Source organism: Cryobacterium shii, assembly GCF_004402595.1.
Taxonomy (GTDB): domain Bacteria; phylum Actinomycetota; class Actinomycetes; order Actinomycetales; family Microbacteriaceae; genus Cryobacterium; species Cryobacterium shii.
The window spans coordinates 16,011-40,975 of record NZ_SOFY01000061.1; the positions used below are offsets into that span (position 1 = coordinate 16,011).

At 63.9% G+C, this 24,965-nt stretch carries 21 protein-coding genes; 6 read left to right on the top strand and 15 right to left on the bottom strand.

The genetic code is table 11. The annotated features are described in order from the left end of the window. Positions 1-166: 166 nt before the first annotated feature. The 15 genes from E3O49_RS11220 to E3O49_RS11290 all read right to left on the bottom strand — a co-directional run bounded on the left by E3O49_RS11220 (position 167) and on the right by E3O49_RS11290 (position 13,838). Positions 167-1,633, bottom strand: coding sequence for an SCO6880 family protein (locus tag E3O49_RS11220; protein ID WP_134451596.1), 1,467 nt, complete (start codon positions 1,631-1,633; stop codon positions 167-169). Positions 1,634-1,636: 3 nt separating this feature from the next. Continuing rightward, positions 1,637-2,953: a conjugal transfer protein TrbL gene (locus tag E3O49_RS11225; protein WP_134451597.1), complete on the bottom strand. Its 1,317-nt coding sequence runs from the start codon at positions 2,951-2,953 to the stop codon at positions 1,637-1,639. A gap of 30 nt (positions 2,954-2,983) precedes the next feature. Further along, on the bottom strand, positions 2,984-3,253 hold the full coding sequence (locus tag E3O49_RS11230; protein WP_134434745.1) for a DUF6112 family protein: 270 nt from the start codon (positions 3,251-3,253) through the stop codon (positions 2,984-2,986). A gap of 648 nt (positions 3,254-3,901) precedes the next feature. After that, positions 3,902-4,483 (bottom strand): hypothetical protein, encoded by a 582-nt coding sequence (locus E3O49_RS11235; protein ID WP_134451599.1) that lies wholly within the window; start codon positions 4,481-4,483, stop codon positions 3,902-3,904. A gap of 46 nt (positions 4,484-4,529) precedes the next feature. Then, positions 4,530-5,504 carry a hypothetical protein gene (locus E3O49_RS11240; RefSeq protein WP_134451601.1) on the bottom strand — a complete coding sequence of 325 codons (975 nt, stop codon included), beginning with the start codon at positions 5,502-5,504 and terminating at the stop codon, positions 4,530-4,532. 247 nt (positions 5,505-5,751) lie between these two features. Further along, the gene (locus tag E3O49_RS11245; RefSeq protein ID WP_134434742.1) at positions 5,752-6,018 is read right to left on the bottom strand and encodes a DUF6112 family protein; all 267 of its coding nucleotides are present in this window, start codon (positions 6,016-6,018) and stop codon (positions 5,752-5,754) included. Positions 6,019-6,020: 2 nt separating this feature from the next. Beyond that, positions 6,021-7,193: a M23 family metallopeptidase gene (locus tag E3O49_RS11250; RefSeq protein WP_134451602.1), complete on the bottom strand. Its 1,173-nt coding sequence runs from the start codon at positions 7,191-7,193 to the stop codon at positions 6,021-6,023. 12 nt (positions 7,194-7,205) lie between these two features. Beyond that, the gene (locus E3O49_RS11255; RefSeq protein WP_134434740.1) at positions 7,206-7,886 is read right to left on the bottom strand and encodes a hypothetical protein; all 681 of its coding nucleotides are present in this window, start codon (positions 7,884-7,886) and stop codon (positions 7,206-7,208) included. Continuing rightward, positions 7,886-8,860: a ParB N-terminal domain-containing protein gene (locus E3O49_RS11260; RefSeq protein ID WP_134451604.1), complete on the bottom strand. Its 975-nt coding sequence runs from the start codon at positions 8,858-8,860 to the stop codon at positions 7,886-7,888. The genes E3O49_RS11255 and E3O49_RS11260 overlap by 1 nt, the downstream gene beginning before the upstream one ends. Positions 8,861-8,864: 4 nt before the next feature. Continuing rightward, the gene (locus E3O49_RS11265) at positions 8,865-9,704 is read right to left on the bottom strand and encodes a hypothetical protein (RefSeq protein WP_134434738.1); all 840 of its coding nucleotides are present in this window, start codon (positions 9,702-9,704) and stop codon (positions 8,865-8,867) included. A 79-nt stretch (positions 9,705-9,783) separates the two neighbouring features. Continuing rightward, positions 9,784-10,194: a hypothetical protein gene (locus E3O49_RS11270; protein WP_134434737.1), complete on the bottom strand. Its 411-nt coding sequence runs from the start codon at positions 10,192-10,194 to the stop codon at positions 9,784-9,786. Continuing rightward, entirely contained in the window at positions 10,191-10,781 is a 591-nt protein-coding gene (locus E3O49_RS11275; RefSeq protein ID WP_198417491.1) for a DUF2637 domain-containing protein, read from the bottom strand. Before E3O49_RS11275 ends, E3O49_RS11270 begins: the two co-directional genes overlap by 4 nt. Positions 10,782-10,831: 50 nt before the next feature. Further along, positions 10,832-11,734 (bottom strand): bifunctional DNA primase/polymerase, encoded by a 903-nt coding sequence (locus E3O49_RS11280; protein WP_134434736.1) that lies wholly within the window; start codon positions 11,732-11,734, stop codon positions 10,832-10,834. After that, entirely contained in the window at positions 11,734-12,816 is a 1,083-nt protein-coding gene (locus tag E3O49_RS11285; protein ID WP_134434735.1) for an ArdC family protein, read from the bottom strand. Before E3O49_RS11285 ends, E3O49_RS11280 begins: the two co-directional genes overlap by 1 nt. 158 nt (positions 12,817-12,974) lie before the next feature. Beyond that, positions 12,975-13,838 (bottom strand): helix-turn-helix transcriptional regulator, encoded by an 864-nt coding sequence (locus E3O49_RS11290; RefSeq protein WP_160141094.1) that lies wholly within the window; start codon positions 13,836-13,838, stop codon positions 12,975-12,977. Positions 13,839-14,102: 264 nt separating this feature from the next. Here E3O49_RS11290 and E3O49_RS11295 point away from each other — a divergent pair, with 264 nt between their 5' ends. Genes E3O49_RS11295 through E3O49_RS11320 form a run of 6 tightly spaced genes read left to right on the top strand, consistent with a single transcriptional unit; the run spans position 14,103 to position 24,965 of the window. Next, a complete protein-coding gene (locus tag E3O49_RS11295) occupies positions 14,103-14,315 on the top strand; it encodes a helix-turn-helix domain-containing protein (RefSeq protein WP_134451608.1) in 213 nt (70 codons plus the stop codon). Further along, complete coding sequence (locus tag E3O49_RS11300) at positions 14,316-17,588, top strand: helicase-related protein (protein WP_134451610.1); 3,273 nt, start codon at positions 14,316-14,318, stop codon at positions 17,586-17,588. It begins immediately after the preceding gene. Next, entirely contained in the window at positions 17,585-18,244 is a 660-nt protein-coding gene (locus tag E3O49_RS11305) for a DUF4391 domain-containing protein (RefSeq protein WP_134451612.1), read from the top strand. The genes E3O49_RS11300 and E3O49_RS11305 overlap by 4 nt, the downstream gene beginning before the upstream one ends. A gap of 7 nt (positions 18,245-18,251) precedes the next feature. Continuing rightward, positions 18,252-20,336, top strand: coding sequence for a site-specific DNA-methyltransferase (locus E3O49_RS11310; RefSeq protein ID WP_198417489.1), 2,085 nt, complete (start codon positions 18,252-18,254; stop codon positions 20,334-20,336). 4 nt (positions 20,337-20,340) lie between these two features. Next, entirely contained in the window at positions 20,341-23,496 is a 3,156-nt protein-coding gene (locus tag E3O49_RS11315) for a restriction endonuclease (protein WP_134451613.1), read from the top strand. A 2-nt stretch (positions 23,497-23,498) separates the two neighbouring features. Continuing rightward, entirely contained in the window at positions 23,499-24,965 is a 1,467-nt protein-coding gene (locus tag E3O49_RS11320; protein WP_198417490.1) for a hypothetical protein, read from the top strand.

Consider the following 24,965-nt stretch of genomic DNA (forward strand, 5'->3'; position numbering starts at 1 on the left):
TATGAGACATGAGGGGGATTCTATTGCGAGAAGCGCTCGCCGAACCATCCCCCAACGGGGGAGAGCATTATTACTTTGCTCGCTCAGCGAGCCCGGTTGGGCAAATGGAAAAGGAAGCCTTAATAAGAACCAGTGGCACCGACATTCATGTGCTCCCACGGATCGGTCACACGTCCCGGCAGAGCGGCAGAGCGGCCGCGGCGAACGCTTGGGCTAGTTGCCCGACCAGCCGCCGCGTCTCGCACGACGCCTGTATGGCGGCCTGTTCGATCGCTGCGACGGCGGCATCCAGTTCGTCGACGGTCGGAGCCGAGACGGCGATGAGCCCGGTGTAGCGGAGCACGCCGTGGCCGGCGGTGAGGTCGGATTCCTGCTGGAGCACATCCTGGTATTCGGCGGTGCGGGCAGCGTCTTCGATCTGCCCGATCTTGGCACGCTGCGCCGCGTCCGAGAGGAGCCCAACCTTCTTCTTGCGGATATCGCGCACCGCCAGGTCGGCGCGCACCGGTGTGCAGATCAGCGAGAACGTGCGTTTGACTCCCGAGGTCAGCAGCATGGGTGCGAGGAACCCTGGATAGACCTGCGAGCGCGGCCACTCAGAGATCCAGAGCACCGTGTGGTGCGCCGAGTCCGTCCGCATCTTGTCCCAGCTTTCGGTCACCGCGACCGGCCCCGCGGTGGCGAGCGACCGGCTGATCTCGGAGTGTCGTTCGAGGGCGGGCGCGGCGGCCGGATCGTAGGCCGAGCGGAGGATGACCGCGACTTCACCCGGTGAGAGCCAGCCGGTCGTCGTGAGGTCGGCGGCGCGCAGCGCGGTGACGAGCGTGGTCATCTCCTGCCGCAGCACCGAGGCGGCCCCGCGGAGACCGCCGCCCGAGGAGCGGATCTGTCGCGCCGCAGCGTGCATGTCGAGCGCGAGCGAGATCGTCGTCGCGTGACGCTCGCTGGTTGGCCCCGCGCGTTCGATCAGTTCGCGGTAGGTCGTCGCGGGCCAGGAGTCGTCGTCTTTGCCGTGCGTCGCCCACCACTCGGCGAGTCCGCTGCCGGAGTCGGGGAGGGTTCGCTCCGATACTTGGAGGCGGGCGATCCTGCCCGAGTGGCATGCGGTGGCGAGCACTCGTCCCCAGCCGGTGACTCGCCGTTGCTGTTCGCCGGGGTCGAGCAGCACGAAGGCGGGATGTGTGACGCCGAGGACGGCGGTGAGTGTCTGCGCGTGCGGATCGTGCACCATCGCTGCGCCGGTCTCTGGATCGACCCACTCGCGGAGTGCCGCCGCGTCACCCGGCAACGAGAGCGTGCCCACGGGCCGCGGTTTGATGACCCGATGCCGGAAGATCAGCTGGCCTGCCGTGCTGCGCCACGTCCAGCGGGCGACGATCGGCAGCCAGTCGACGAGCTTGCGGCCCCGCACCGAGACGGAGGCGAGCAGGAGGCAGGTGAGCCAGATTGGCGACGACCCAATGACAACCATTTGGCCGCCCGAGTAGATCGCGATCACAAACGTGATGATCCCGATGCCGAAGACGAGGAGTTGCGAGACCGACAGCCCGAGCAGAACGCCGCGCCGAGCCAGCCGGGAGAACTGCACCGATGAAAGCTGCTGGCCGTTCGTCGGGTCCTGATGAGTCGCCATGATCTACCCCTTTCGTGACCCGACGGGTGTGGGAGCGGGCGGTCGCTGCCGGATGGTGGAGGCCGGTGAGGGCGCAGGCGTCGGTGGAGCGGACTCTGCTTGCCCCATCGCAGCGCCGCCCACCGTTGCCCCCGTCTTCGGCCCGGCGGTGGCTGCGGCCTTGACGACCTGTGCGCCAACGACGGCGGCGGCGGCAGGGCCGGCGGCAGCCGCCCCCGCTCCTGCCGCTCCGCCCGATGCCGCAGCGCCGCTGCCCGAGGCGGCAGCTCCGCTTGCCGTTCCGCTGGCGGCCGGAGTCGCCGTGGCTGCCGCGTTCGGCGCGGGAGTAAGGCTGCCGCCCGAGCTGCCTTGCCCGTCGAGCACTGACTTCGCTGCGTTCGGCTGGGGTTTGACCGGGATCGGGATTGGCCGATTCATCGCCGATTTCGCCTCCTGCTCGCTCGACATCGCGTGGTACATGTCGAAGCCGATGAAGGAGATGAACTTGTAGGTCAGGTATGGGGCGAAGGCTGCGATGAACATGAGCACGATGCCCGAGATTGGATCGCTGATTGAGGCGAGGTCGAGGTCGATTGGGGCGCTGACCTGCTCGATGGCGACGAGGAAAATGACGACCAGCACGAGCTTCGAGAAGATCAGGGCGATGATGAAGGCGGCCCACCTGGCGAACCATCCTTTCGCCGCATCCCAGGTGAATCCGGCAAGCGCGATGGGTGCGAAGACGATCGCCACCAGTAGCAGCGCCTTGCGAATGAGTAGTGAGAACCACACGATCGCTGCGCCCGCGATGCCGAGGCCGGCGAGGAAGATCGTGACGATCGCGCCGACGCCGGGTGAGGCGATGTTGATGGTCGTGAGCCCGACAGCGAGCAGGGTGATTCGATCACCCATGCCCTCCATCGTGTTGCCGGTCGCCTGCACGACTCCGATGGCGAGCTGATCCGTCACTTCGAGCAGCGTCGCGGTGAGCGAGATCGCGATGAACGAGCCGAGTACCGACTTGGCGAGGCCAAGGCCCGCCCGTGAGAGTGCCATCGGGTCGCGGTTCACGAGGCCGGTGATGAGCTGGAGGCAGAAGAAGATGAGCATGACGAAGACCGCCACACCGAAGAGCACGTTGTACACGTTGATGTACTGCCCGCCCGTCACATCAACGAGTGTGGTCGTGTCGAACACACCCCAGACCGCCTCGAACATCCACCCAGCCGTCTGCCCCATCGCCTGCGCGAGCCAGTCGAACGGTGCTGACACGAGCGATGCGACGCCCTCGCCAACCGAGTCGCATACGGTCGCGATGACCGGCACGTCGCACACGCTCATCGGCTCTGCCGCCCAAGTATCGATGAGGCGTCAGACCGATTGGCCGACGGTCCAGAAGAAGTTCACGAGGGTCACGGATGCGCCGCAGACGATCGCCGCTCCACACGCCACGAGCACGCCGAGCTTGCCTCGTGATGCGAGGTGAGGGTTCGAGGAGTTCGCACCGTAACCCCAGACGACGGCCGCAATGATGAGCGCGAGGACTGCGAGGATGAGGCCCACGGTCATCGCTGCGCCGACGATGACGCGCAGTTGTTCGATGCCCGGCAGGCCGTCGGTGTTGGGGTCGATGTCAATCACTGGTGTGCTCCTTTGACAGGCAGAAGAAGAACCTGCTTGGAAGGTGCGCACGCCGTCCCGGCAATGTCGGGGGTCAGGGGTAGATTCACCACCATGCGAGGCGTGAAGTGTCTGACGAAGCGGCCCCCGATCGAGTCGCGGCTTGAAGCCGTGACGATTGCCGCACGGGTTCCGAAGGGGGCGGAGGCCGTTCAGTGCCCGTACTGCGGGTGGTGGCACGTCGTCGGCTACGGCTCGGCGCTGGAGCGCCCGTCGACGCCACGGAAGCGACGCTGACCCGGCGCGGGTTCTCGACCTCGCCCCAAACTAAGGCCTGTCTCCAAACGGCTTGAGCCAGGTTGTGATGGTCCGGAGCGCAACTCCGCCGCGGTAGGTGACGGCGAGTTTTTCGTGCACGGTTGGGAGCCCCCCTAGCAGCAGATGAAGGAGGTGTTTTCCACGGTGGTCGCCGTGGTTTGGCCGCTCGATCCGTCCGGTCTGTCCGACCTTCAACTGAGCAATGGATCCACTTGTGGATCCGACTACAACGGTCTTATCCAGCGTGTTCGCCTCGATGTGGACCCCGTTCAAGCAACCCTCGTCCGCGAAGACCTCGACAAACGCGCATCCGTCGGTGGGATCCGAGTGGTACAGAGTGCTCCCTAACGATCACTTAGCATCTGGGACGCGACCGTTGGTCGGTATCAAGCCTTTCGTGGCTATCGTGTTTGCCTTCTGCTCAGCATCTTCGTCTTGGCTGTCGACGATTCCTGTGAGTCCTGCTAGAAGAGCCGTAAGCCGGACTGCGCCGTGGGTGGTCAAAAGGAAACACGCTTCCAGCACCCACAAGCCGGGTTCAGCGCCAAATCCGACAATCATGACAGCAGAGATGACAGCGCCGAAAGCACCGGTAAGCGAGCTCAGCACAACTGAGATCCAGTTCGCACGGAGCCGGTGGCTTCCCTTGCGTCTCAGTAGCCGGAAGCGATCGTTCTCGCTCCCCAGACCGAAGACCACAACAACGCCTGCGAAGCCGCCAACCATCGCGCTTACTCCGGCCACTCCCAGAGCCAGGGACATAAGAGTGTCTGAGGGGTCGGCGACTGGGGCGTCCGCAAGTGCTGCGGCGACGTTAAGTTCCGGGAACTTCTGAGATAACGCGTAGTGCCCGGCAACTAATCCGATAATGAGCGTGCTGACGAACAATGGGTAGTTCGCGAACCAGCCGCCGATTGCCCTGAGTGCTTTCATATCCGAGTCCTTCCGAGGAGGGCGATGCTACGGGGCACTCCCGACATTAGTTCTTCTTGAAGGTGATGCTCGCCTGTCCATCCGTTCCAGCTGCCTGTAGTCCGATCGTGCTGCCGCCTCGGTTGAACTCCTGAATGGCTAGGCCTATGGCGTTGAGGATGACCTCATCAGAGGTGCGTTCGCCGTCCTTGGTATTGAACTTGACGTGCTTCGTGATGCGGTCCTCAAAGAGGTCGCGTTCGTCATCCCGAACAAGTCGACCCTGCGCGTCAAGATCAGCGAGCTTGACCTTGGCGCTGGTGCTGAACGCGTGTTCCACAACCCACCGCGCGCCAGTGCGCAGCGCGTCCCGCACGGACTGCGTGCCGCCTGAGCGATCGAGGGACCAGCGGAATACCAGTCTTGCGTCCTGCAATGCCTGATGTTGCGCGCTTCTGAAGGCGTCGCCCACAGGACCACCGCCGGTCGCAGGCAACTGCGCGCCTGCGTCGAGGTGGACTTCGAGCATCACCGCTCCCTGCGCATTGTCAATCTTGGAAAGAATAGCGGGATCGACAACCGGCACCAGTTCGAGCGAATATCCATTCACCACGAGGTCGAGCACCAGCGTCAACCAACGAGACAGGGTCTCAGGTCGAGTTCCTTGAACGGCAGGACTCATTACGGCCACGCGGCCGTTCGCCCCGAAGGGCACGATGAAGGTCGGCTCGGATACTCGGTCGTCGGGGTCGTCAAAATCCAACGGGGCAACATCACCATTCGCCACGTTCGACCTGTTCAGCTGCTCGGTAAGTGCACGGATGCGCTCGACCTGAAGGTTCGGGAGCGCAGGCCGCTTCGGGGAGACAGAACGACCGATGTAGTCGATCTCCAAAATCTTCCCGCTGCGGGACGCAAGATTCCAGTCGGCGAAGGCAATCAAGAGCCGTGACCAGAAGTCGTTCTCAATGTTGTGGCGCTTGTCGTTGTCGTCGATTAGGACTGTGTCGTAGAACCGTACGATTTTCTCAACCGTCGCCATGCGGGCCACCTTTCATCGGGCGATGATCATGGTATTCCGAAGTTCACAACAAACAGTCAGATAAGCGAGCCCGTCTACCGTGTCGCAACGCGACAGGATTTGCACCACCAGGCGCCGACTACGATCTTTCTCGGTTCGAGGCACGTTGGCGGACCATCCCAACCCGGAACGACAAACTCGCCATCACCTACCGCGGCGGAGTCGCGCCGGGCCATCACAATCTGGCTCAAGCCGTTAGGAGACAGTCCTAGATACTTGCACCGACGCCAAGCAGGAAGTTGACCCAGGTGACGCCGGCCCCGGCCAGGGCTGCGGCTCCGATGGAGACGAGGAAGCCGGTGCGGGCGCGGACGGCTGACGAGATGTTGCCGCTCGACGACGAGATCGCCCATACGATCGCACAAATGACGAGCATCAGCACGGCGAAGATCAGCACGAAGGTCAGAAGCGCGCCGACGATCGCGCGCAGCTCGGCGGTGCCGCCGACGGCTCCGAAGTCGGGGAAAATATCCATCGCTACGCCGCCTGTCCTGCCGTGCACAGTGCCGCGGTCGTCGTGGCATCGAGGTTCTCGACCCCGTGCTCGGCGAGCCACACCTCGGCATCGATGGCCGCAGAGGTCGTCCCGCCGGGGCGGATCTCGAAGTGGAGATGTGCGCCTGTTGACTTGCCGGACGATCCCACGTCGCCGATGTGCTGACCCGCGAGGACCCGATCGCCCGCGGTGACGTAGATGCCGTACTGCCACATGTGCGCGTAGGCGGAGGCGATGCGTTGGCCGCCGATTGTGTGCTCGATGATGATGAGTCCGCCGTAACCCCCTGAGAGGCCGGCATAGCTGACCACGCCATCGGCGAGCGCGAAGATCGACGTACCTTCAGCCGCTGCGAGGTCGGTGCCGGAGTGGAACGCTGGCTCGCCCGTGTAGGGGTCGGCGCGCCAGCCGAAGTCGTCCGAGTTCACCCACGTCCCCGACGGCAGCGGGAAGACGAGTCTCGTCGACTCGGGAACGCCGTCGAGCGGGACGCCCTCTGCCGTCGTCGGGGCACGACGGGTGAGCGCGGCGATGATCGCCTCGGCGACGGGCCGGTAGTCCTGGTATCGGTCGGGGTAGGCCGAGACCTCGACGGCCTGGGCAGCTTCGCCGGGGTCCATGCTCTGCCAGCCAGGGATGTCGAGCAGGCCGCGGGGCGACGGGTAGTTCGGCCCAATAGGCCCGCCGTAGAACGCCTTCGACTGGTAGTCGGAGTCCATCAAGTCGGCGACTGTGCCCCAGCCCGCGGTCGGGCGCATCTGGAAGAGCCCGAGCGAATCGTGGTCAGAGCCCTCGCCGTCGTTCGGATAGTCGGCGGACTCCGGGTAAGCCGACGAGTTGGCCAGCATCCGCAACCGCGACTCGGTCAGCGCGGCCATCAGCGCGACCGCGACACCCGAGCGTCCGACACCCTCGGTTTGGGCTCCGACCGTGATGACCGTTGCGGCGTGCGTGAGTTGCTGGTGGTCAAGCGTCACCGTCGCTCCCGACTGCATTGTCGCGGTGAGCGATTCGGGCACCACCCCGACGGTGAGTGAGGTCGATGAGAGGCACGCCGCGATGGCCGCCGGTGACATCAGCACGCCGACGCTGAGTAGGCCTGCGGCCGGGAACGCAGCGACCAGCACGACGAGTGTTAGGACGACCTTCTTCATTGGCGTATCCGCTCATCGCAGAGGGTTGTCGAGCTGGGAGAGTCGCAGCACGTGGCAGGTATCGAAAGTGGGCTGGCAGGTCACAATCACCGTGAACGCCGCGCCCCGCGCGGACTCGACAGGTTCAGTGCCGGAGATGCCGTCCCGGTGCCGTGTGCCGCTGATCGTATAGGCGATCGTTCCGGGCAGGAGCTGGCCGGGTGCTGCCTGGTCCAGCGCGTCGGCCCACGAGTCCGGCACATGCGCTTCGTCGATCGTGAGCCATTGGCGAGTCTGCATGGTTTGCAACTGCGCCCACGCCTCCGCTGTCGGCAGATAGCTTCGTACGTCGGAGGCGAGACCGGCCGCTTCTTCGCCGGACGGGTCGCCGACGTCCACGATGACCTGCGCGTAGTCGGTCGGTTCGTAATCGCTCGCCGTATCCCAGGCGAACAGCGCCTCGGCGACGGCGCGCGCGAAGCCCTCGGCATCCGCTGTCGAACGAATGCCCGGCAGTGAGGGAATCGTGTCGGTCGGCGTCGGGATCGCGGGCGCAGGCCCGGGAGTTTCGCGGGGCACATCACTCGCCGTGGTGGGTGCGGATCTCGGAGCGAGGAGCAGCCCATAGAGACCGACACCGACGAGCGCCGCGAGCACCGCGGCGGCGACGGCGAGGACGATGATGAGACGGCGGGGAAATCGAGACGGCGGCATTAGGCGCTCTCCTTTGACCGTAGCTGGCGGGCTTCTCGTGCGGCAGCGAAGAACTCGTTGGTGGCCGCGACGGTCGTCTCGACATGCGCCCACTGCGCAGCGCTGAGCGCGGGGCCGACTTCTTCGGGGTCGAAGTGTGCCCACCAGCCGTCGAGGTCATCCCAGGTCAGAGTGAAGGCGCGCAGCGGATAGCGCACTGGCTCGGCTGGCGCGACGGAAGGATTCACGCCGCGCTTGCGCCCTTGTTTCGCGCGCTCCAGCGCCTCGACAGCAAGTTGCTCCAGATCGGGCGGCTCGGGTTCGTCCTGCGGAATCGCGAGCATCGAGTGGGTGCGTGCGTGCGCGGCCGTGATCGACGCTCCGGCCTCGATTGACCCCAGCTCCGAGCGTGCGAAGGCACGAACATCCTCGGGCTGCTTCGGGTCGTTGGCGATGCGCTGGAGGTCGTTGATCTGCTCCAGGCTTGTGTACGACTTGCGGCCGGTGACCATCATCGCGGCCTGTGTGCGCGACTTGCCGGAGGTCCCGATTAGCGGTGGTGCCGTGACGGCACCACCATTCTTTGCCGTGATCTTCCCGCTTGCGCCGAACTGCGTCGTCTCCTGCCGACGTGCGGCATCCTCCGCCATGAGTGCCTTCAGCTCGCGGTACAGTGCCGCCGCCTCGATCTGCGTGAACGGCTTGTGGAGCACGTTGTCGGCCTGCTCGGGCATGAGCCGTTGCAGCCGGTCGGAGATGCCCGCCCGCACGAATACGTTGACCGTCTTGTACCCGAGCTGGTGCAGCGCGGCGAGGCGGCGTGCGCCGCACACGAGCAGGCCCTCGGGAGTGACCGTCGGCGGCTGCAAGAGCCCCTCGCGTTCGATTGAGGCAGCCAGTGCGTCGATGTCGCCCAGCTCGGTGCGGTGACGGCTGCCGACGACGATCGAGTCGATCGTGCGCTCCAGCTCGATGTGCCCCGTGTTCGCTCTCATCCCGTCACCTCGCTCCAGCAGGGGTCGGGGCGGCGAGTCCGACGAGCAGCACGAGGTCGTCATCGGTGAGCAGCGACCGCAGCGGCTCACCGATGAGTAGCCGCAGCAACACGCCGCGGCCGACGGCGGTGTGGGTCTGGTCGGGGTCGGGATTGCCGAGGATGGCGCGCAGCAGCGAGTGCCACGAGGTCGAGGGGATATCGAGCAGCGCGCGGGCGTGGAGGTCGCGCCGCAGCGACTCGGCGGCGCTCGCTCGGGAGGGCGCTTCGCTCAGCCGCATGCAGATGTACTCGACGGCGGTGCGCGCGGTGCGCTCCGGCCAGCCGAGGAGGGAGAGCAGGGCAATCGCGTCTTCGACTGCCCTGACGATGCCGGTCGGTCGTTCGTCGTTCATAGTGTTGTCGTCGATTTCCGAGTTCGGGTTGACACGGAATGCCGCGTGGTAGTCGGTGAGCGGGTTCTCACGGTCGCTGAACCGTTCGGCATCGTGGAAGCTCGAATACTGTGGTCGCCGCGCCTGGTGCGTCGAGCAGAGGAGCCCGTTCGCGCGTTCCTCAGCGATCAGCGTGACCTGGACGGCCCGCGTGATCACCGCCCAAGGATCGTTAGCGTTGCGCACCGCGGGTGTGCGCATTGCGTCGAATGCCGCGCCTGCGGCCTCCCACTGGTCGAGACCGTGCTTTCGTGCAAGTGCCACGTACCGAGCTGCCGTGTACTCCATGAGCGCCGTGGCCTCCGGGTCGCGACGCCAGGCACCCTCACCCTCGCGGTGCAGGCGGATGAGCAGTGCGCGCAGTCCCTCCGACGTCTTGAACGCCAGGGACGAGTCGGGCTGGTCGGCCATGTACGGGCCACCTCGTGACGGGGAGGTGCACACGTCGTCGCCGGCAGCGGAGTGAGGGGAGCGGGGTGACATGGGCAGCTCACTGTCTTCCGATGGCGTCGCGGCCGAGCGAGGGATGGTGCACGCCGGAGTTACCGAACGCCGCCAGTGGCGCCAGGCGGCGGGTGCGCTCTCGGATGCCGTGCCGGGTCGCTGCGGCTGCTTGCACCGGCAGTGCACGGGTGCGGCGGGCCAGCTCGGCCTGGAAGTCGATGCCGCGCCCCACAACTCGCCCTGTCGTCGTGGGAATCAGCTCGGTCGGCCGCACCCAGATGACAGCCCGGCGCAACTTCTCCTCTTCCGACATCGCCGGAGTCGAGGCTTTGACCCGCGATGGGTCACCGTGCCTCGCCAGTTCCGAGACCTCAGCGGCAGGCTCGGGGCTCTTCGAATCGACCTCGCGGGGGGCTTGGTCGATGTGCTGCGGGTCGTCCCGCGTGGCGTCGTTCACAGCGCGCCTCCTTCCTGGATGGCAGCCGCGGCGATGGCAGGCGGTGCGAGCCAGCGCCCGACAGTGGACGGATGCACGCCCGTCGCACGCGCGATCGCCTTGTTCGTCATGCCGTCCTCCTTCATTCGCAGGGCGAGTTCTTTAGGGGGTAGGTGCACAGCCGTCTCCGCCTGCCGCACGACGGCATGAGCTGCCAGTTCATGCTCGACCGGCTTGGGGTCCACGCGAAAGCGCCGCGTGAGTACGACGGTCAGGTGCGTGATTGCCAGCAGCACGAGCGGCGGAACGGCCGCGACCGCTCCGGCCAGCGCCGCAGGCACGTCGGCATCGGCGGCGACCACGGCATGAATTGCGTTCGCTGCGACCGACACCGCGGCACCCGCCATGAGTAGGAGCCACGGATACCAGGCCTCACGCTGCTGGGCGAGCGCGACCACCGAGACGGTGGAGACGACGATGATCCCGTCCACGATGAGCGGCCAGGCCCACGCCTGGCGCGCGTCCACGCCGGAGCGGCGCGCGAGGTCCGCGAGCGCGGTGAACGACAACCAAAACGCTCCAGCGGCGATGAACACGGTCCCGGCCACTGCGGTCCATACCGCGAGTCGCCCGGTTGGCCGCTGCACGTCGCCGGGGATCACGAGAGCACCTGTCCCATAGATGGCCGCGACGTGAGCCTCGGCTCTTCGACGTGTACGGATGCCGGAGCCGCAGCACCCGCGGCGGCGCGGTGCGCCGAGCGGATTGTCGCCGCGACCTCGGGCGTGGGCAGCCCGGCATGCTCAGCGGCCGGCGCCAGTGCGGCGCGGATGCTGTCGGGGGCGAGCCCTGACTCGGCCAGGCGACAGGAGGCCCAGAAGAGCCCGCGGTTCCGTTCGCCTTCACCGCGGGTGGCGACCCACCGGGCGATCCGCTCGACGTCGAGGTCAACGCTGCGGCGCATGGTGGCGGCGAGCGCTGCGGGCCACACCGGACGCGGCTGGAGGAAGTCGCGCAACGCGCGAGCGTCGACGGGCACGGGGTCCGACTTGCCCGCGCTGATCAGCTCGTACGAAGACGGCCCCACACCTGTGACGACGACCGAGGGCGGCACGACGACGTAGCCGCCTGCGCCGCGGAAGTCGATTCCGGCGCTCGCCGCCTGCCATGACGGCTGCACCTGGTCTGGGTCGGCCGGGTAGTAGGCATGGATGCCGCCCGAGGGTGTGCGCACGAAGGCGGCCCAGTGATCGGTCAGCCCTTCTCGTCGGGCGCGCTCGAATGCCGCGAAGCCGCGGATCGCCCCGTGCACGTCGACGTCGACGACCTCCAGCCCCGAGGCGGTTCCGGTCGGCATCCCGACGTTGGCGCGCGGCCACCGTGCCCACCAGCGGGCGACTTGCGAGGGGTCGGTGCTCGCGTCGTGAAATCCGTGCGTGGTGAGCGGGCGCTTGCCGCCAGCCGCGCAGGGGAAGACAGGGATGCCCGCCTCGGCATACTGCCGGGCTGCGGTCGTAGGGTCGTGCCCTGTGACCGATGCGAGGAGGCGTGCAATGTCCATCACAGGCTCCGACCGACGAGTTCGGCGGTGCGCGTCTGCGGCGCGATGACTTCCGGCTCCGCGGCCTCGGCGGTCGCCCGCTCCGTGGTGCGCCCGTTCGCCTCGCGGGTCAGGCCGGGAGGATCGCCGCCGCCGATCTGCACCGTCGGGAGCTCGGCGAGAATCTTCACCGCGGTCGCGCACACACGCTCCCCGGTTGCCTGCACAACTTCGACGGCGGACCTGCCCTCGACCGAGGTTGCCCACGACGAGACGTAGGGGATGGTGTAGCTCGTGGTGTCGAGGCCGTGCGCCGCGCCGATCATTAGCGCGACGGACTCGGCTTCGACCTCACCGATGCCGCGGTGGCGGACGGCATCCGGGTTATCGGGGCCGTGCAGCATGACGTGCGCCAGCTCGTGTGTGAGGGTTTTCACCTGAGCGGCATCGTCCATGTCCTGCCGTACGGCGACGGTGCGCGCTGAGTAGTCGGTGAGCCCGTTTGCGCCGAGGATGAGACCGGCGTGCGCGACGTGCAGCACGGCGAAACCGCGCGCCTGAATGAGCTGCGCGAGGCCGTCCCACAGCCCGGCGGGTGCTTCGCCTTCGAGCAGCCTGGGGCTGGGCTGCTCGGGGATCGGGTCGCCCGCGGTCTGTGTGACGTCCCAGACGTAGACGGGACGGACGCCGACCATCTTCGAGCGGACGATCTCACCGGGCCGCGGCTTCTCGTTTCGCTCCAGTCGCCGCCAGGATTGGGGATCGAACGGCGTCGCGGTGGCGAAGCGTGCCGTGACGGGAGCCTGGATCATGTAGCCCGCCTGGCCCTTGAGTACCGACCGGCCAAGCGAGAGCCACTGCTTGAATCCGGCGACGTAGCTCGGCATCGGCTCGGGCACTCGGCCGGCCTCGAAGGCGGCCATATGCTGCACCCAGATGAGCAGCGTGTTGTTGAACGACCGAGTGCGGAAGCGCGCAGCGAACTCGATCGCACGCGCCCAGTCGGTGCCCGAGACGAGCTGCTCGACCGCCCCTGTGAGCTGTTCGTGCAGCGCGTCGATTTTTGCCTCGCGCGCGGCGCGTGACTCCTCCCAACTCGTCATTTGGGCACCTCCTGTCGCCTGGTCGGGAGCCGGTGGGCTCTTGTCGATCAGGTGCGCCAGGGTTGCCGGGAGACGGTCGAGGGAGGTAGGTCACGCCGTCAGGAGTGGATGCGCCTGACGCTGGATGCATTCGGGCATAACACGAGGCGGGCGGCGCTTCAGGCGGTGCGCTCGATTGCGTCCCTATCCCGGTCGGGTATGTCCACATTGCGAACGCCGGTCAGGCTTCGATACTGATCGGGGGTGACGCCTATGCTGCGCCGGAACACCTCGATGGCATGGCTACGACTGCGCCATCCGACCTGGGACGCAGCTGCCGCGACGGTCATGTTGGTCTCGGCCAGTAGCCGTGCCATCTCCCGGGCGCGCATCATCGACAGGTAAACCATCGGCGTCTTGCCGAACGCGGTCGAGAACACGCGCGTGAGCTGGCGGCGCGACAGGTGCACCTCTTCTGCGAGGTCACCGATTGACCAGTGCCTCGCCGGGTCGGCGTGTAATGCGCGGCGCGCGGCGAGTGCTTCACCTCGCAGCGGGGCGAACTTGCGGTTGCGTGGCGGCGCGGGCACCGTGAGCGTGCTCGTCGTGGGCGATGTGCTGGGAGGTGTCACACCGATGAGCGGCGCGACGACGTGCAGCAGCTCGGACACGAGCGACTGGGCGTGGTAGAACTCGTCCGCTCCGAGCGCCAGGCTGTCCCTCAGGTCGTCAAAGACCAGGCCGATGTGGTGCGCTGTCTCGGGTGCGGGGCGCACGTAGGTCAGTGGCGGCAGAAACTCGCGCCTCATCGTGTAGGCGCGCAGCGATTCGCGGTCGTGGCCGATGGGCGCGAGCTGCCACACCCACAGCTCGAAGAGGTAGTCGGTGTCGATGTAGAGCGTCGAAATCGTGACCGCCTGCTCGGGCGCCCCTCCGCAGAGCGTCGCGGTGCGCAGGAACACGAGGTCGCCCTCGCTGGCGAACGTCGTGTCGCTTTCCGTCGTGAGGATCGTCGATCCCTCGCGGATGAGCAGCAGCTTCACGCAGTCGAAGGCGACAGGGGGCACCGCCCGTCGGAACTCTCTGGTCTCGACGGCGATCGGACCGTAGCGAAAGCTGCCTGCGGAGCCGTTGCCCGTGAGTGAAACTCGCACCATACCTCATTGTCACCTGTACTGGGGGCAACGCAAGGGGCCGTCAGGCGGCGTTATGCGGCTATACCCGGTCAAACCCGGTGAGTTGCCGCTCGTTGGCCGATATGGTGGGCGTATCCGTGTTCCGATGTGCGCCGATTGGAGGTCCTTTTGATGGCTGAGCCCTGGCTGTCGGCAGACCAGATTGCTGCTCATCTCGGTGTCACGAAAGACACGGTGTACGCCTGGATCGCAGACAAGGGGATGCCCGCTCACAAGATTGGGCGTCTCTGGAAGTTCCAGGTCAGCGAGGTCGACGAGTGGGTGCGTAGCGGCAGGACTTCGCTTGGCCCTGATGATTCGGGCTCAACGACGGGGCGTGACTGAGTGCGCATCATCGACAACGTCAACGAGCTGCTCGGCGACGACCTGAAATCTGAGGTCAAGCCGGGCTCGAAGTTGCGCATTGCCGCGTCGACGTTCTCGATCTTCGCGTTCGAGGCTCTCAAGCGCGAGCTGGGGTCAATCAAGGAGCTGGAGTTCATCTTCACAGCTCCGTCGTTCAACACGGTGAAGGCGACCGACACGGCGGTGCCAGAACGGCGGCGCTTCGAGGTGCGGCGTGACGCGCAGCGCGAGTCGGCCTTGTACGGATCGGAATTCGAGATTCGGTTGAGGAACAAACTGACCCAGCGCGCCATCGCGCGTGAGTGTGCCGAGTGGGTACGCCAGAAGGTCACGTTCCGCTCTAATCGCACGGGCGCACCGATGCAGCAGTTCGCCGTCGTCGACGACAAGGCCGCTTACCTGCCTCTCCAAGGGTTCACCTCGGCCGATCTCGGTTACGAGCGCGGCAATGCCGTGTCCAACGTCGTTACCAAGCTTGACGATGCACCGATGACATCGACTTATCTCCAGCTCTTTGACCAGATCTGGCACAACCCCGAGCAGCTAGACGACGTGACGCAGACGGTGTACGACCACATTGCTGGTGTCTACGCGGAGAACTCACCGCAGCGGGTCTATTTCCTCATCCTCTACAACCTCTTCAGCGAGTTCCTCGATGACATCAGTGAGGACGTTCTGCCGAACGACCTCACCGGCTACCAGGACACCGCAATCTGGAATGCGCTCTACAACTTCCAGAAGGATGCTGCCACTGGTGTCATCAACAAGTTGGAAACCTACAACGGCTGCATTCTCGCTGATTCGGTTGGCCTCGGGAAGACATTCACGGCGCTCGCCGTAATCAAGTACTACGAGCTGCGCAATAAGAGCGTGCTCGTTCTCGCTCCAAAAAAGCTTGCAGAGAACTGGACGAACTACAACGCAAACCTGACGACAAACATTTTCGCGAAGGACCGCTTCAACTACGACGTTCTCGCCCACACTGACCTCTCTCGCGACTCTGGTGAGTCGCTCGGTATTCCGCTCGATCGGGTGAACTGGGGCAACTATGACCTCGTCGTGATCGACGAGTCCCACAACTTCCGCAACGCGGACTTCACAACGGAGAAGGAGTCCCGCTACCAGCGCCTCATGCGCAAGGTGATCCGTGAGGGCGTGAAGACGAAGGTGCTGATGCTCTCGGCAACTCCGGTAAATAACCGTTTCAACGACCTTCGGAATCAGCTGGCCTTGGCCTACGAGGGCGATTCCGCGCAACTCGCTGCAAAGCTCAATATCTCCACAACAGTCGAGGAGGTCTTCCGCCACGCGCAGCGTGCCTTCAACGAGTGGTCCGAGCTGCCGCCAGAAGGACGCACGCCGGAAGCGATCCTGTCGCGGCTCGATTTCGACTTCTTCGAGTTGCTCGACTCGGTGACGATCGCGCGGTCCCGTAAGCACATCCAGGCGTTCTACGACACCGCTGACATAGGGGCGTTCCCTGAGCGGCTCCCGCCACAGTCCGTGCGTGCACCCCTGACCGATGTGCCGGGCGCGCCGACGTTCAACGAGATCTTCGACGAGCTCCAGTCGCTCACGCTCGCGGTGTATGCGCCGCTCGCATACGTCTTCCCCAGCCGCTTGGAAAAGTATGAGTTGCTGTACGGCAACGTTGGCGGTGGCAGCAATACCGCTGGCGGCTCGGTGGCGAATCTTGGCGCGGCGAGCCGAGAGCGCGGCATCCAGAAGCTCATGACAGTGAACCTGCTCAAGCGGCTGGAGAGTAGCGTCGAGGCGTTCCGGCTCACCCTCAATCGACTGGAGATGACCGTCGCCGAGGCCCTCGAGGCGATCGACAATCACGCCACGGCCGTCACCGACCTCGCCTCCGGCTTCTCCGACCTGGATGCCGACGATGACGACTTCGACCTGCCGGCGAGCGGCACGGTCGGCAAGAAGGTGCAGATCGATCTCGCCGACATGGACATCGAGTCGTGGAACCGTGACCTCACCCACGACGGGCTCGTCATCTCTCAGCTCCTGGAATCTATCAAGGCGATCACCCCGGATCATGACCTGAAGCTGCGCATTCTCAAAGGCTTGATTGAGGCGAAGTTCGCCGAGCCGATCAACCCCGGTAACCGCAAGGTGCTGATCTTCTCTGCTTTCGCCGACACCGCCTCGTATCTGTACCGTGAACTCGGCCCCGCGTTGAAACACCAGGGATATGAGACTGCGCTTGTCACCGGTCAAGGAAACCCGAGCACGACACTCGGCAAGGGCTACGGCTTCCAGCAGACCCTCACCCTGTTCTCGCCCCGATCGAAGCAGCTCCACCTCGCGATGCCAAAAGAGACCGGCGAACTCGACGTGCTCATCGGCACGGACTGCATCTCTGAGGGGCAGAATCTTCAGGACTGCGACTACGTCGTCAACTATGACATCCACTGGAACCCCGTGCGGATCATCCAGCGCTTCGGGCGGATCGACCGGATCGGGTCGACGAATGAGCGCATCCAGCTCGTGAACTTCTGGCCTGACATCTCGCTCGACGAATACATCAACCTCAAAGAACGAGTCGAGAACCGCATGGTCATTGCCGACCTCGCCGCGACCGCCGACGACAACGTGCTCACCCAGGAGTCGAGCGACACCGCATTCCGCAAGGAGCAGCTCCGCAAGCTCCAGGAGGAAGTGATCGAACTGGAGGACGTGCGCACTGGAGTCTCGATCACCGACCTTGGTCTAAACGACTTCCGCATGGACTTGCTCGGCTACCTCAAAGAGTATGGCGACCTCGCCGGAACCCCGAAAGGACTTCACGCCGTCGTGCCGGCCCAGCGGGAGAAGGGCCTTAAGCCGGGTGCACTGTTCGCGCTCCGAAACATCAACGCCGACGACATGCTCCACCGGGGTAACCGGCTCCACCCGCATTACCTCGTCTACCTCGACGACGAGGGCAACGTCATCGCCGATCACACCGAGGTGAAGTACCTGCTCGATCTCATCCGCGCCGGATGCCGCAATCGCGATGAGCCCGCCTGGGAGGTCTGTCGTGTCTTCAACGTCGCCACCCGGGACGGTGCCGAAATGAGTAAGTACAGCGATCTGCTCACCGAGGCGATCCGTTCGATGATCGACGTCACGGAGGAACGCGACCTCGACAGCCTCTTCAGCCCCGGTCACACGACCGCGCTCGTGCAGACCATCTCCGGCCTCGACGACTTTGAACTCATCGCCTTTCTGGCCATCGTCGAGGAGCCGACCTCATGACCGGCACCCTCTACCGCTGGCCCGCCTCCGCCGCATTCGGCCGGATGGTCCCCAAGACTAAGTTCTACGAGCACGGAAACGTCCGAACGGCGCTCAGGGAGAAGTTCGTTGACGAAATCCAACGCATCACCTGGGCGTACAAGCTCGCCGACTCCACCGTCAGGCTAAAGGGCACGACCAGGGTGCCGGAGATTCAGGTGTTCACGGTAGAGAGCAAGGAGGAGGACGTCAGCGAAGACGTGCTCACGGCCATCGACAAGTCCGTGCACTTCCCGATCCTCTTCGAGGTGGTTCGCGGCTCCGACGCCCGCCTTCGCATGGTCGCTGCTCACAAGACCCTGGGCAGCACGACGCCGAAGCTGGGGTCATACTTCGCGACGGAATGGCTGCCAGCCGACGCACCGCGGGCACCGTTGCCCACCGCGCTCGACCTCCCGAACCTCTACGAAGCACTGCTCGCATCACTGCTGCCCGTGGCGACACGCCATGGCGAGTCAGTGTCGCATGCCACAGACAGAATGGAACGGGCGCGCAAGCTTGAACGCGAGATCGCCGCACTGGAGCGCAAGCTCCGCACAGAGCCCCAGCTCAATCGCAAGATCGAGCTGCGCCGGGAACTGCAAGACCGCCAGGCTTCGCTCGCGAGCCTGCTGTGAGAGGTAGATGATGGACAAGCTAGAGCTGCAATCGGCCGACGTGACCGCGAAGAACGTCGAGGCCATCGCCGCGCTATTCCCGCAGGTGGTCACCGAGGGGAGCGACGACGAGGGCAACCTCGTGCATCGCATCGATTTCGAGGCACTGCGGCAGGAGCTCAGCGACTATGCCGTCGATGACGCGAAGGAGGTCTACCAGATCGACTGGCCGGGCAAGCTCGCCGCTGAGTTTGCTTCGAACGCCCCCATTGCGAAGACTCTGCGACCGAACCGTGCGGACTCAGTCTCCTTCGACACAACGAAGAACCTGTTCATCGAGGGCGACAATCTCGAAGCGCTGAAGCTTCTCCAAGAGTCCTATCTCGGCAAGGTGCGACTCATCTACATCGACCCGCCCTACAACACCGGCGGTGACCTCGTCTATCGCGATGACTTCGCCACCTCGAAGCAGGAGTATCTTTGGCGGTCGGGTCAGGTGAACGAAGCGGGCGAGCGTCTCGTGGCGAACACCCAAGCGAACGGTCGCTTCCACTCAGACTGGCTGAGCATGATCTACCCTCGGTTGCGACTCGCGAAGCGCTTCCTCGCCCAGGACGGCGTGATCCTCGTCAGCATCGACGATGCCGAGCAGGCGTCCCTCCGACGGCTCATGGACGAAGTGTTCGGTGAACAGAACTTCATCGCTCAGCTCATCTGGGAGAAGGGGCGGAAGAACGACGCAAAGTTCTTCTCCAACGGCCACGAGTACGTCATGGTCTACGCGAAGTCGAAGTCATACCTCCGCGAGCAGAAGACCGTTTGGCGCGAGGAGAAGCCCGGCGCCCGGGAAATCTGGGACGAGTATCTCCGTCTTCGCGAGCTGCACGGCGCCGCCGGCGCCGCCATAGAGAAGGATCTCTCTGCCTGGTTCACGGCGCTCCCGCGGACGGATCCCTCGAAGAAATGGGCGCGTTACAAGCGAGTCGATGCGAATGGGCCGTGGCGTGACGACAACATCTCGTGGCCGGGCGGCGGCGGCCCTCGATATGACGTTATCCATCCCGTGACGGGGCAGCCGTGCAAGGTGCCAGAGCGCGGCTGGATCTGGCCTGACCCGGAGACGATGAAGGAGAAGATCCGACTCGGGATCGTCGTTTTCCGCGACGACCATACCGAGCCCCCATTCAGGAAGTCTCACCTTCGGCCGATCGCGGGTGAGGATGATGACGCGGACGTCCAGCAGGACAATGACGACGATGTCGAACTTGCGGTTCAAGTTCGAGGCACGTACTTCTACAAGCAGTCGCAGGTGTCGGTGAAACACCTTCGGGGGCTGATGGGCGCGCAGGTGTTCAATAACCCGAAGGATCACACCGAACTCTCTCGCCTATTCGAGTACGTGCTTGGCGGTAAGAGTGGGATCGTCATGGACTTCTTTGCCGGTTCGGGCACAACCGCGGAGGCGGTCTTCGACCTCTGCGCTCGAACCGGGCTCAACTGCCCGGTGATCCTCGTGCAGCTCCCCGAGCGACTGGAGGACAACCTCAAGACGGCGACCGGCTCGTCAAAGACGACGATCCAGAACGCGATCAAGCTCCTGGAGAAGCTCGGGAAGCCGCTGACGATTGCCGAACTCACCAAGATCCGGATTGGGAAGGCAGGGGAACTCGTGGTCGCGAACCGCAAGCCGTCCGATTGGAACGGCGACGGCGGTTTCCGCGCCTTCACGATCGACACGAGCAATTTCGCCGATGTCGCGATGACGCCCGACACTGCCGACCAGGTCACCCTTGTCGACCTTGTCGAGAGCGTGAAGACCGATCGCTCGAGCGAGGACGTGCTCTTCGAAGTGCTCATCGATTGGGGGGTGGACCTCTCATCGCCGATTTCCGTTGAGCCGATCGGTGGTCACGAAGTGCTATCGGTGGAGGACGATGCGCTGCTCGCGTGTTTCGATGACGGCCTTGATGACGATCTAATCCGCAACCTGGCGAAGCGCAAGCCGCTGAAGGCCGTGTTCAAGGACACCGCGTTCGCTACCGACGCAGCCCGCATCAACGCAGGGCAGATCTTCGAGCAGCTCTCCCCCGACACGAACGTCAAGGTGCTCTGACCGGATGAAGCTCCAGTTCAAGATCCAGGATTATCAGACCACCGCGGTCGACGCGGTCGTCGATTGCTTCCGTGCAGTCCACCGTCAGCCCTTCGCCGACGGAATCAAATACAAGATCGACCCGGGTCGGACACTCGGACGGAAGGCGCACACCGAGCTCGGCCACGGTGTCGATGAAGCTGCTGCACGGTCGGGTCTTCGCAACACCGACCTTGCGCTGAGTCCCGCCCAGCTGCTCGAAAACATCCACGCTGTGCAGCGTCGCACGAGCGGACTCGCGCTGTCGTCGGGACTCGTTCTCAGCCCGGCTGCGAATCTGAATCTCGACATCGAGATGGAGACCGGCACAGGCAAGACTTACGTCTACATCAAGACGATCATGGAACTTCACCGCCAGTTCGGCTGGTCGAAGTACGTCATCGTCGTACCGAGCGTCGCTATCCGGGAAGGGGTCAAGAAGTCATTTGAGATCACTGCTGACCACTTCCTCGTCGAGTACAAGAGGCAGGCGCGAGCATTCGTCTACGACTCTGACCACCTGGAGGAGGTCGAGACGTTCTCGTCCGACGATGGCATCCAGGTGATGATCATCAATGCCCAGAACTTCAACCGCGATGCGAAGAAGGCCGGCGATCATGTTGATAGCAAGGGCAAGTCAGCGGGTCTCAAGATGTTCAAGACCCTCGATGGATTCAAGTCCCGACGCCCGATCGACGTCATCGCCGCGAACCAGCCCATCCTCATCATCGACGAACCGCAGCGCCTTGGCAGCAATCCGAATAAGCCGAGCGAGACGCTGAAGGCGCTCGGGCGCTTCAACGCCCTATTCGCAATCCGGTACTCGGCGACGCACAAGATCGAGCACAACAAGGTGCATCGACTCGACGCGCTCGATGCGTACAACAAGAGGCTCGTCAAGAAGATTGCGGCTCGCGGCATCAGCGTGAAGGGCCTTGCGGGAAGCAGTGCGTACCTTTATATCGATGGTGTCGAACTCGGCAAGGGAGCCGACTTCCCGAAGGCTCGCCTAGAGCTCGAAATCCAGACCAAGAGTGGGCCGATCGTCCGGAAGACGATCAAGGTGCAGAAGGGGTCGCGTCTCCACGACCTCTCCGGCGGTATCGAGGCGTACAAGGACCTTGTCATCGATGACGTCGACGCGAACAACGACATCGTCACGCTCCTCGATGGGCAAACGCTCACCGTCGGCCAAGTTACGAACGACGTCACCGACGAGCAGAAGCGACGACTGCAAGTCCGTGAAGTGATCCGCGCCCACCTCGACAAAGAGCGGCAGCTCTTCGGACTCGGGATCAAGGTGCTGTCGCTCTTCTTTATTGATGAGGTCGGGAAGTACCGTGATTATGCGCAACCTGATCGGCTCGGCGACTACGCCCGAGTCTTCGAGGAAGAGTACGAGGTGCTCAAGGCGGAGCGGCTGAGCGAACTCGACCTGGATGAGGCGGGGGAGCGATATCGCGCCTTCCTCGAGCGAGACGCGGTGCGAGACATTCACAACGGGTACTTCTCAGTTGACAAAAAGACCGGCCGTTGGGTTGACAGCGACACCTCAGACGCCTCCGATGAGGCGAAAGGTGTCTCGAGGGATGCGGAGGCGTACGACGCGATCCTGCGAGACAAGGAGAAGCTCCTCGATCTCGACTTCCCGCTGCGTTTCATCTTCAGCCATTCGGCGCTCCGCGAAGGCTGGGACAACCCGAACGTCTTCACCCTCGGCTTCCTCAAGAAGGCCACCGCTGGCGACTCACGCCGCCAGGAGGTCGGACGAGGACTTCGGCTGTCTGTCGATCAGAACGGCGACCGCACTGACAACCCCGTGACGGTGCATGAGATCAACGTGCTCACCGTGGTAACGGAGGAGTCGTACGTCGACTTCGTCGCTGGCTTCCAACGGGAGACGCTCAGCCTCCTCAGCGCGCGCCCCAGGAAGGCCACCCCGGAGGTCTTCGTCGGAGCAGCCCTCCTCGACGCGGCCGCCGGGACCGAGCACAAGATCACACTCGACGAGGCGAAGCAGTTGCAGCACTGGCTCATCAAGCATGACTTCGTCGACTACGACCAGCAGCTCACGGACAAGTGGATCGGCCGTAAAGATCTCCCCGAGATCCCAGCGCTCCCGCCCGCCCTTCAGCCATACTTCTACCAGGTCGCCGAACTCATCGACTCGCTCCACGTCCAGGCGCCCAAGGTCGATGACGGACGCAAGGCGAAGGTCGTCCCGATGAACGCGGCGAACTTCAGCAAACAGGAGTTCCAAGACCTCTGGAATCGCATCAATCGGCGTGCCGTCTACCAGGTCGAGTTCGACTCACAGGAGTTGATCGACAACTGCATTCGCGTGCTCGACACCTCGCTTCAGGTCATACGGATGCAGTACGTCGTCGTCGAGGGTATCCAGCGGGACGTGATCGAGGCCGACCAACTCGAATCAGGTGAGAGCTTCAAGGTTGCGCGCACGAAGGTCGAGGAGTCGTCACTCAGTGCCAGCTCGACGGTCCTTTACGACTTGCTCGGAGAGATCGCCGAGAAGACCAAGCTCACTCGTCGCACTTGCGCGACGATCCTGAGCAGAATCACGCCGGCCACCTTCGCGAAGTTCCGCCAGAACCCCGAACAGTTCATCGCCGAGGCTTCCCGACTCATCAATGAGCAGAAGGCCGCGGCCGTCGTCAAGCACATTGAATACGACCTGCTCGACGACCGCTACGACTCCTCGATTTTCACGAAGGATCTCACCGCGCGGGATTTGTCGAAGGCCGTCCACACTCCAAACCGGAACGTCTACGAGTACGTCATCGACGACTCTGAAGTCGAGCGGGCGTTCGGTGCCGCCCTCGACGTCAGCGAGGAGGTAGTCGTCTACACGAAGCTCCCGCGCGGCTTCAAGATCCCGACCCCGCTCGACGATTACAACCCAGACTGGGCGATCGCCTTCATGCAGGGTTCCGTCAAGCACGTCTACTTCGTCGCAGAGACGAAGGGCTCCCTCTCGTCGCTCGAACTCCGAGGCACCGAGAAGGCCAAGATCGACTGTGCCCGCAAGCTCTTTGAGAAGCTCAATGACGCGGCCGACACCCCTGGTGTCAAGTACGACGTCGTCACTAGTTACGACCAGCTGCTACAACTCGTTGGGGCATAGCGATGGCGATCGAGCTGTACTTCACCCAGTACTTTGGCGTCACGCCCGAAGTGCTTGAGGAGTACGGCGCCTTCGATATTAGTCTCGCGTCCGACCTGCCGCTCTTCGTGGACCCGTTCCTGCTCTTCAACAGCGAGAGGCCCGAGTACAAGGCGCTCCACGAAGACATCATCAAGTACCTGACGTTCCTCCGGGATAGGGCGGGCGCCGCTCTGAGCCCGGCGCTGATCAAGGCCTGGTACAAGTTCAGCGAGGTCAAGCAGAACTGGCTCGGTTTCACCCTGCTCGGAAACTCGGGTAGCGGGCTCGGAAACGACTTCGCACGCGCACTCCATGATTCGCTCGGCTCTATTCTCAAATCCTTCGGCTCGGAAACGATCACCAAGGGGAGCCACCTGGAAAAGCTCGCGCTGGTCAAGGACGGAGTGGGCCGCGACAACATCAGCGACTTTACGACAAACCTGATCAAGGGGTATCTGCTTGGGTACACGCAGGATTTCGCGCGGAAGCACCTTTCTGAGGGCCAGCGAGCTCGCTTCCCCGTGGCCCGCGCGGAGTTCAACTACGACACAGAGACGTGGGCGACGCGCACCTACGAACTGCCCATTTTCCGTGGCGACTTCGTGCTCTTAACCCCCGCCGACATGCTGACCCGTGACGACACCTGGATCAGTCGGGCGGACATGCTCCATGGCTTCTCACGCCTTCCAGATGCGGTCCCGGACGATCAGCTTCGAGCACAGATCAACAACTACTTCGGCTCCATGCTGAGCAAGGAGCCGACGAAGGAAGAACGCTCCAAGGCGGCGCAGTCGACGCTTCGGCGATACCCCGAGCTCATCGACTACTACATTCGGGAGAAGGAAGACACCGGCGAGCAGGCGATCGGACTCAGTGCCAAACGACGCGAAGAGACGCAGGGGTTTCTCGTTGAAATGGTCAAGGCGGTAGTTGCCGACCTCTCTGCCCGTACATCGTTCTATCTCACGCCGCAAACGAGCTATGCCGAGGCGCTCTTCCGGGCAAAGTCCTTCAAGCAGTACATCGAAGACCAAGACGGTTACAAGCTGATTAATCGCCCTGGGCATGAGCGAGCTTTCTCGAACGAAAAGGATGTCCAGCTCTACTTCGGGCTCGCGTTCGTCGGCAGCGAGTACGACGTCAATCGCGAAGTCAACAATGGGCGTGGCCCCGTCGATTTCAAGGTGAGTAAGGGTGCCTTCGATAAGTCTCTGATTGAGGTGAAGCTGGCGAGCAATTCGCACCTCAAACGGAACCTCCAGAAGCAGATTGAGATCTATGAGAAGGCCAACGGTACCCGAACGTCAGTGAAGATGATCGTCTGCTACACGGCGGCGGGCGTTGCGAAGGTCGACGCGATCCTCGGCGAGCTGAAGCTCCTCGGCGAGGAGTCGATCGTGGTAATCGACGCCCGCGCCGACAACAAGCCATCTGGATCAAGGGCGTAG

Excerpts from the sequence above, each read along its gene's own strand:
- E3O49_RS11220 (WP_134451596.1), bottom strand. The coding sequence starts at position 1,633 with ATGGCGACTCATCAGGACCCGACGAACGGCCAGCAGCTTTCATCGGTG.
- E3O49_RS11225 (WP_134451597.1), bottom strand. The coding sequence starts at position 2,953 with ATGAGCGTGTGCGACGTGCCGGTCATCGCGACCGTATGCGACTCGGTT.
- E3O49_RS11235 (WP_134451599.1), bottom strand. The coding sequence starts at position 4,483 with ATGAAAGCACTCAGGGCAATCGGCGGCTGGTTCGCGAACTACCCATTG.
- E3O49_RS11240 (WP_134451601.1), bottom strand. The coding sequence starts at position 5,504 with ATGGCGACGGTTGAGAAAATCGTACGGTTCTACGACACAGTCCTAATC.
- E3O49_RS11245 (WP_134434742.1), bottom strand. The coding sequence starts at position 6,018 with ATGGATATTTTCCCCGACTTCGGAGCCGTCGGCGGCACCGCCGAGCTG.
- E3O49_RS11250 (WP_134451602.1), bottom strand. The coding sequence starts at position 7,193 with ATGAAGAAGGTCGTCCTAACACTCGTCGTGCTGGTCGCTGCGTTCCCG.
- E3O49_RS11255 (WP_134434740.1), bottom strand. The coding sequence starts at position 7,886 with ATGCCGCCGTCTCGATTTCCCCGCCGTCTCATCATCGTCCTCGCCGTC.
- E3O49_RS11260 (WP_134451604.1), bottom strand. The coding sequence starts at position 8,860 with ATGAGAGCGAACACGGGGCACATCGAGCTGGAGCGCACGATCGACTCG.
- E3O49_RS11265 (WP_134434738.1), bottom strand. The coding sequence starts at position 9,704 with ATGGCCGACCAGCCCGACTCGTCCCTGGCGTTCAAGACGTCGGAGGGA.
- E3O49_RS11280 (WP_134434736.1), bottom strand. The coding sequence starts at position 11,734 with ATGGACATTGCACGCCTCCTCGCATCGGTCACAGGGCACGACCCTACG.
- E3O49_RS11285 (WP_134434735.1), bottom strand. The coding sequence starts at position 12,816 with ATGACGAGTTGGGAGGAGTCACGCGCCGCGCGCGAGGCAAAAATCGAC.
- E3O49_RS11295 (WP_134451608.1), top strand. The coding sequence starts at position 14,103 with ATGGCTGAGCCCTGGCTGTCGGCAGACCAGATTGCTGCTCATCTCGGT.
- E3O49_RS11305 (WP_134451612.1), top strand. The coding sequence starts at position 17,585 with ATGACCGGCACCCTCTACCGCTGGCCCGCCTCCGCCGCATTCGGCCGG.
- E3O49_RS11310 (WP_198417489.1), top strand. The coding sequence starts at position 18,252 with ATGATGGACAAGCTAGAGCTGCAATCGGCCGACGTGACCGCGAAGAAC.
- E3O49_RS11315 (WP_134451613.1), top strand. The coding sequence starts at position 20,341 with ATGAAGCTCCAGTTCAAGATCCAGGATTATCAGACCACCGCGGTCGAC.
- E3O49_RS11320 (WP_198417490.1), top strand. The coding sequence starts at position 23,499 with ATGGCGATCGAGCTGTACTTCACCCAGTACTTTGGCGTCACGCCCGAA.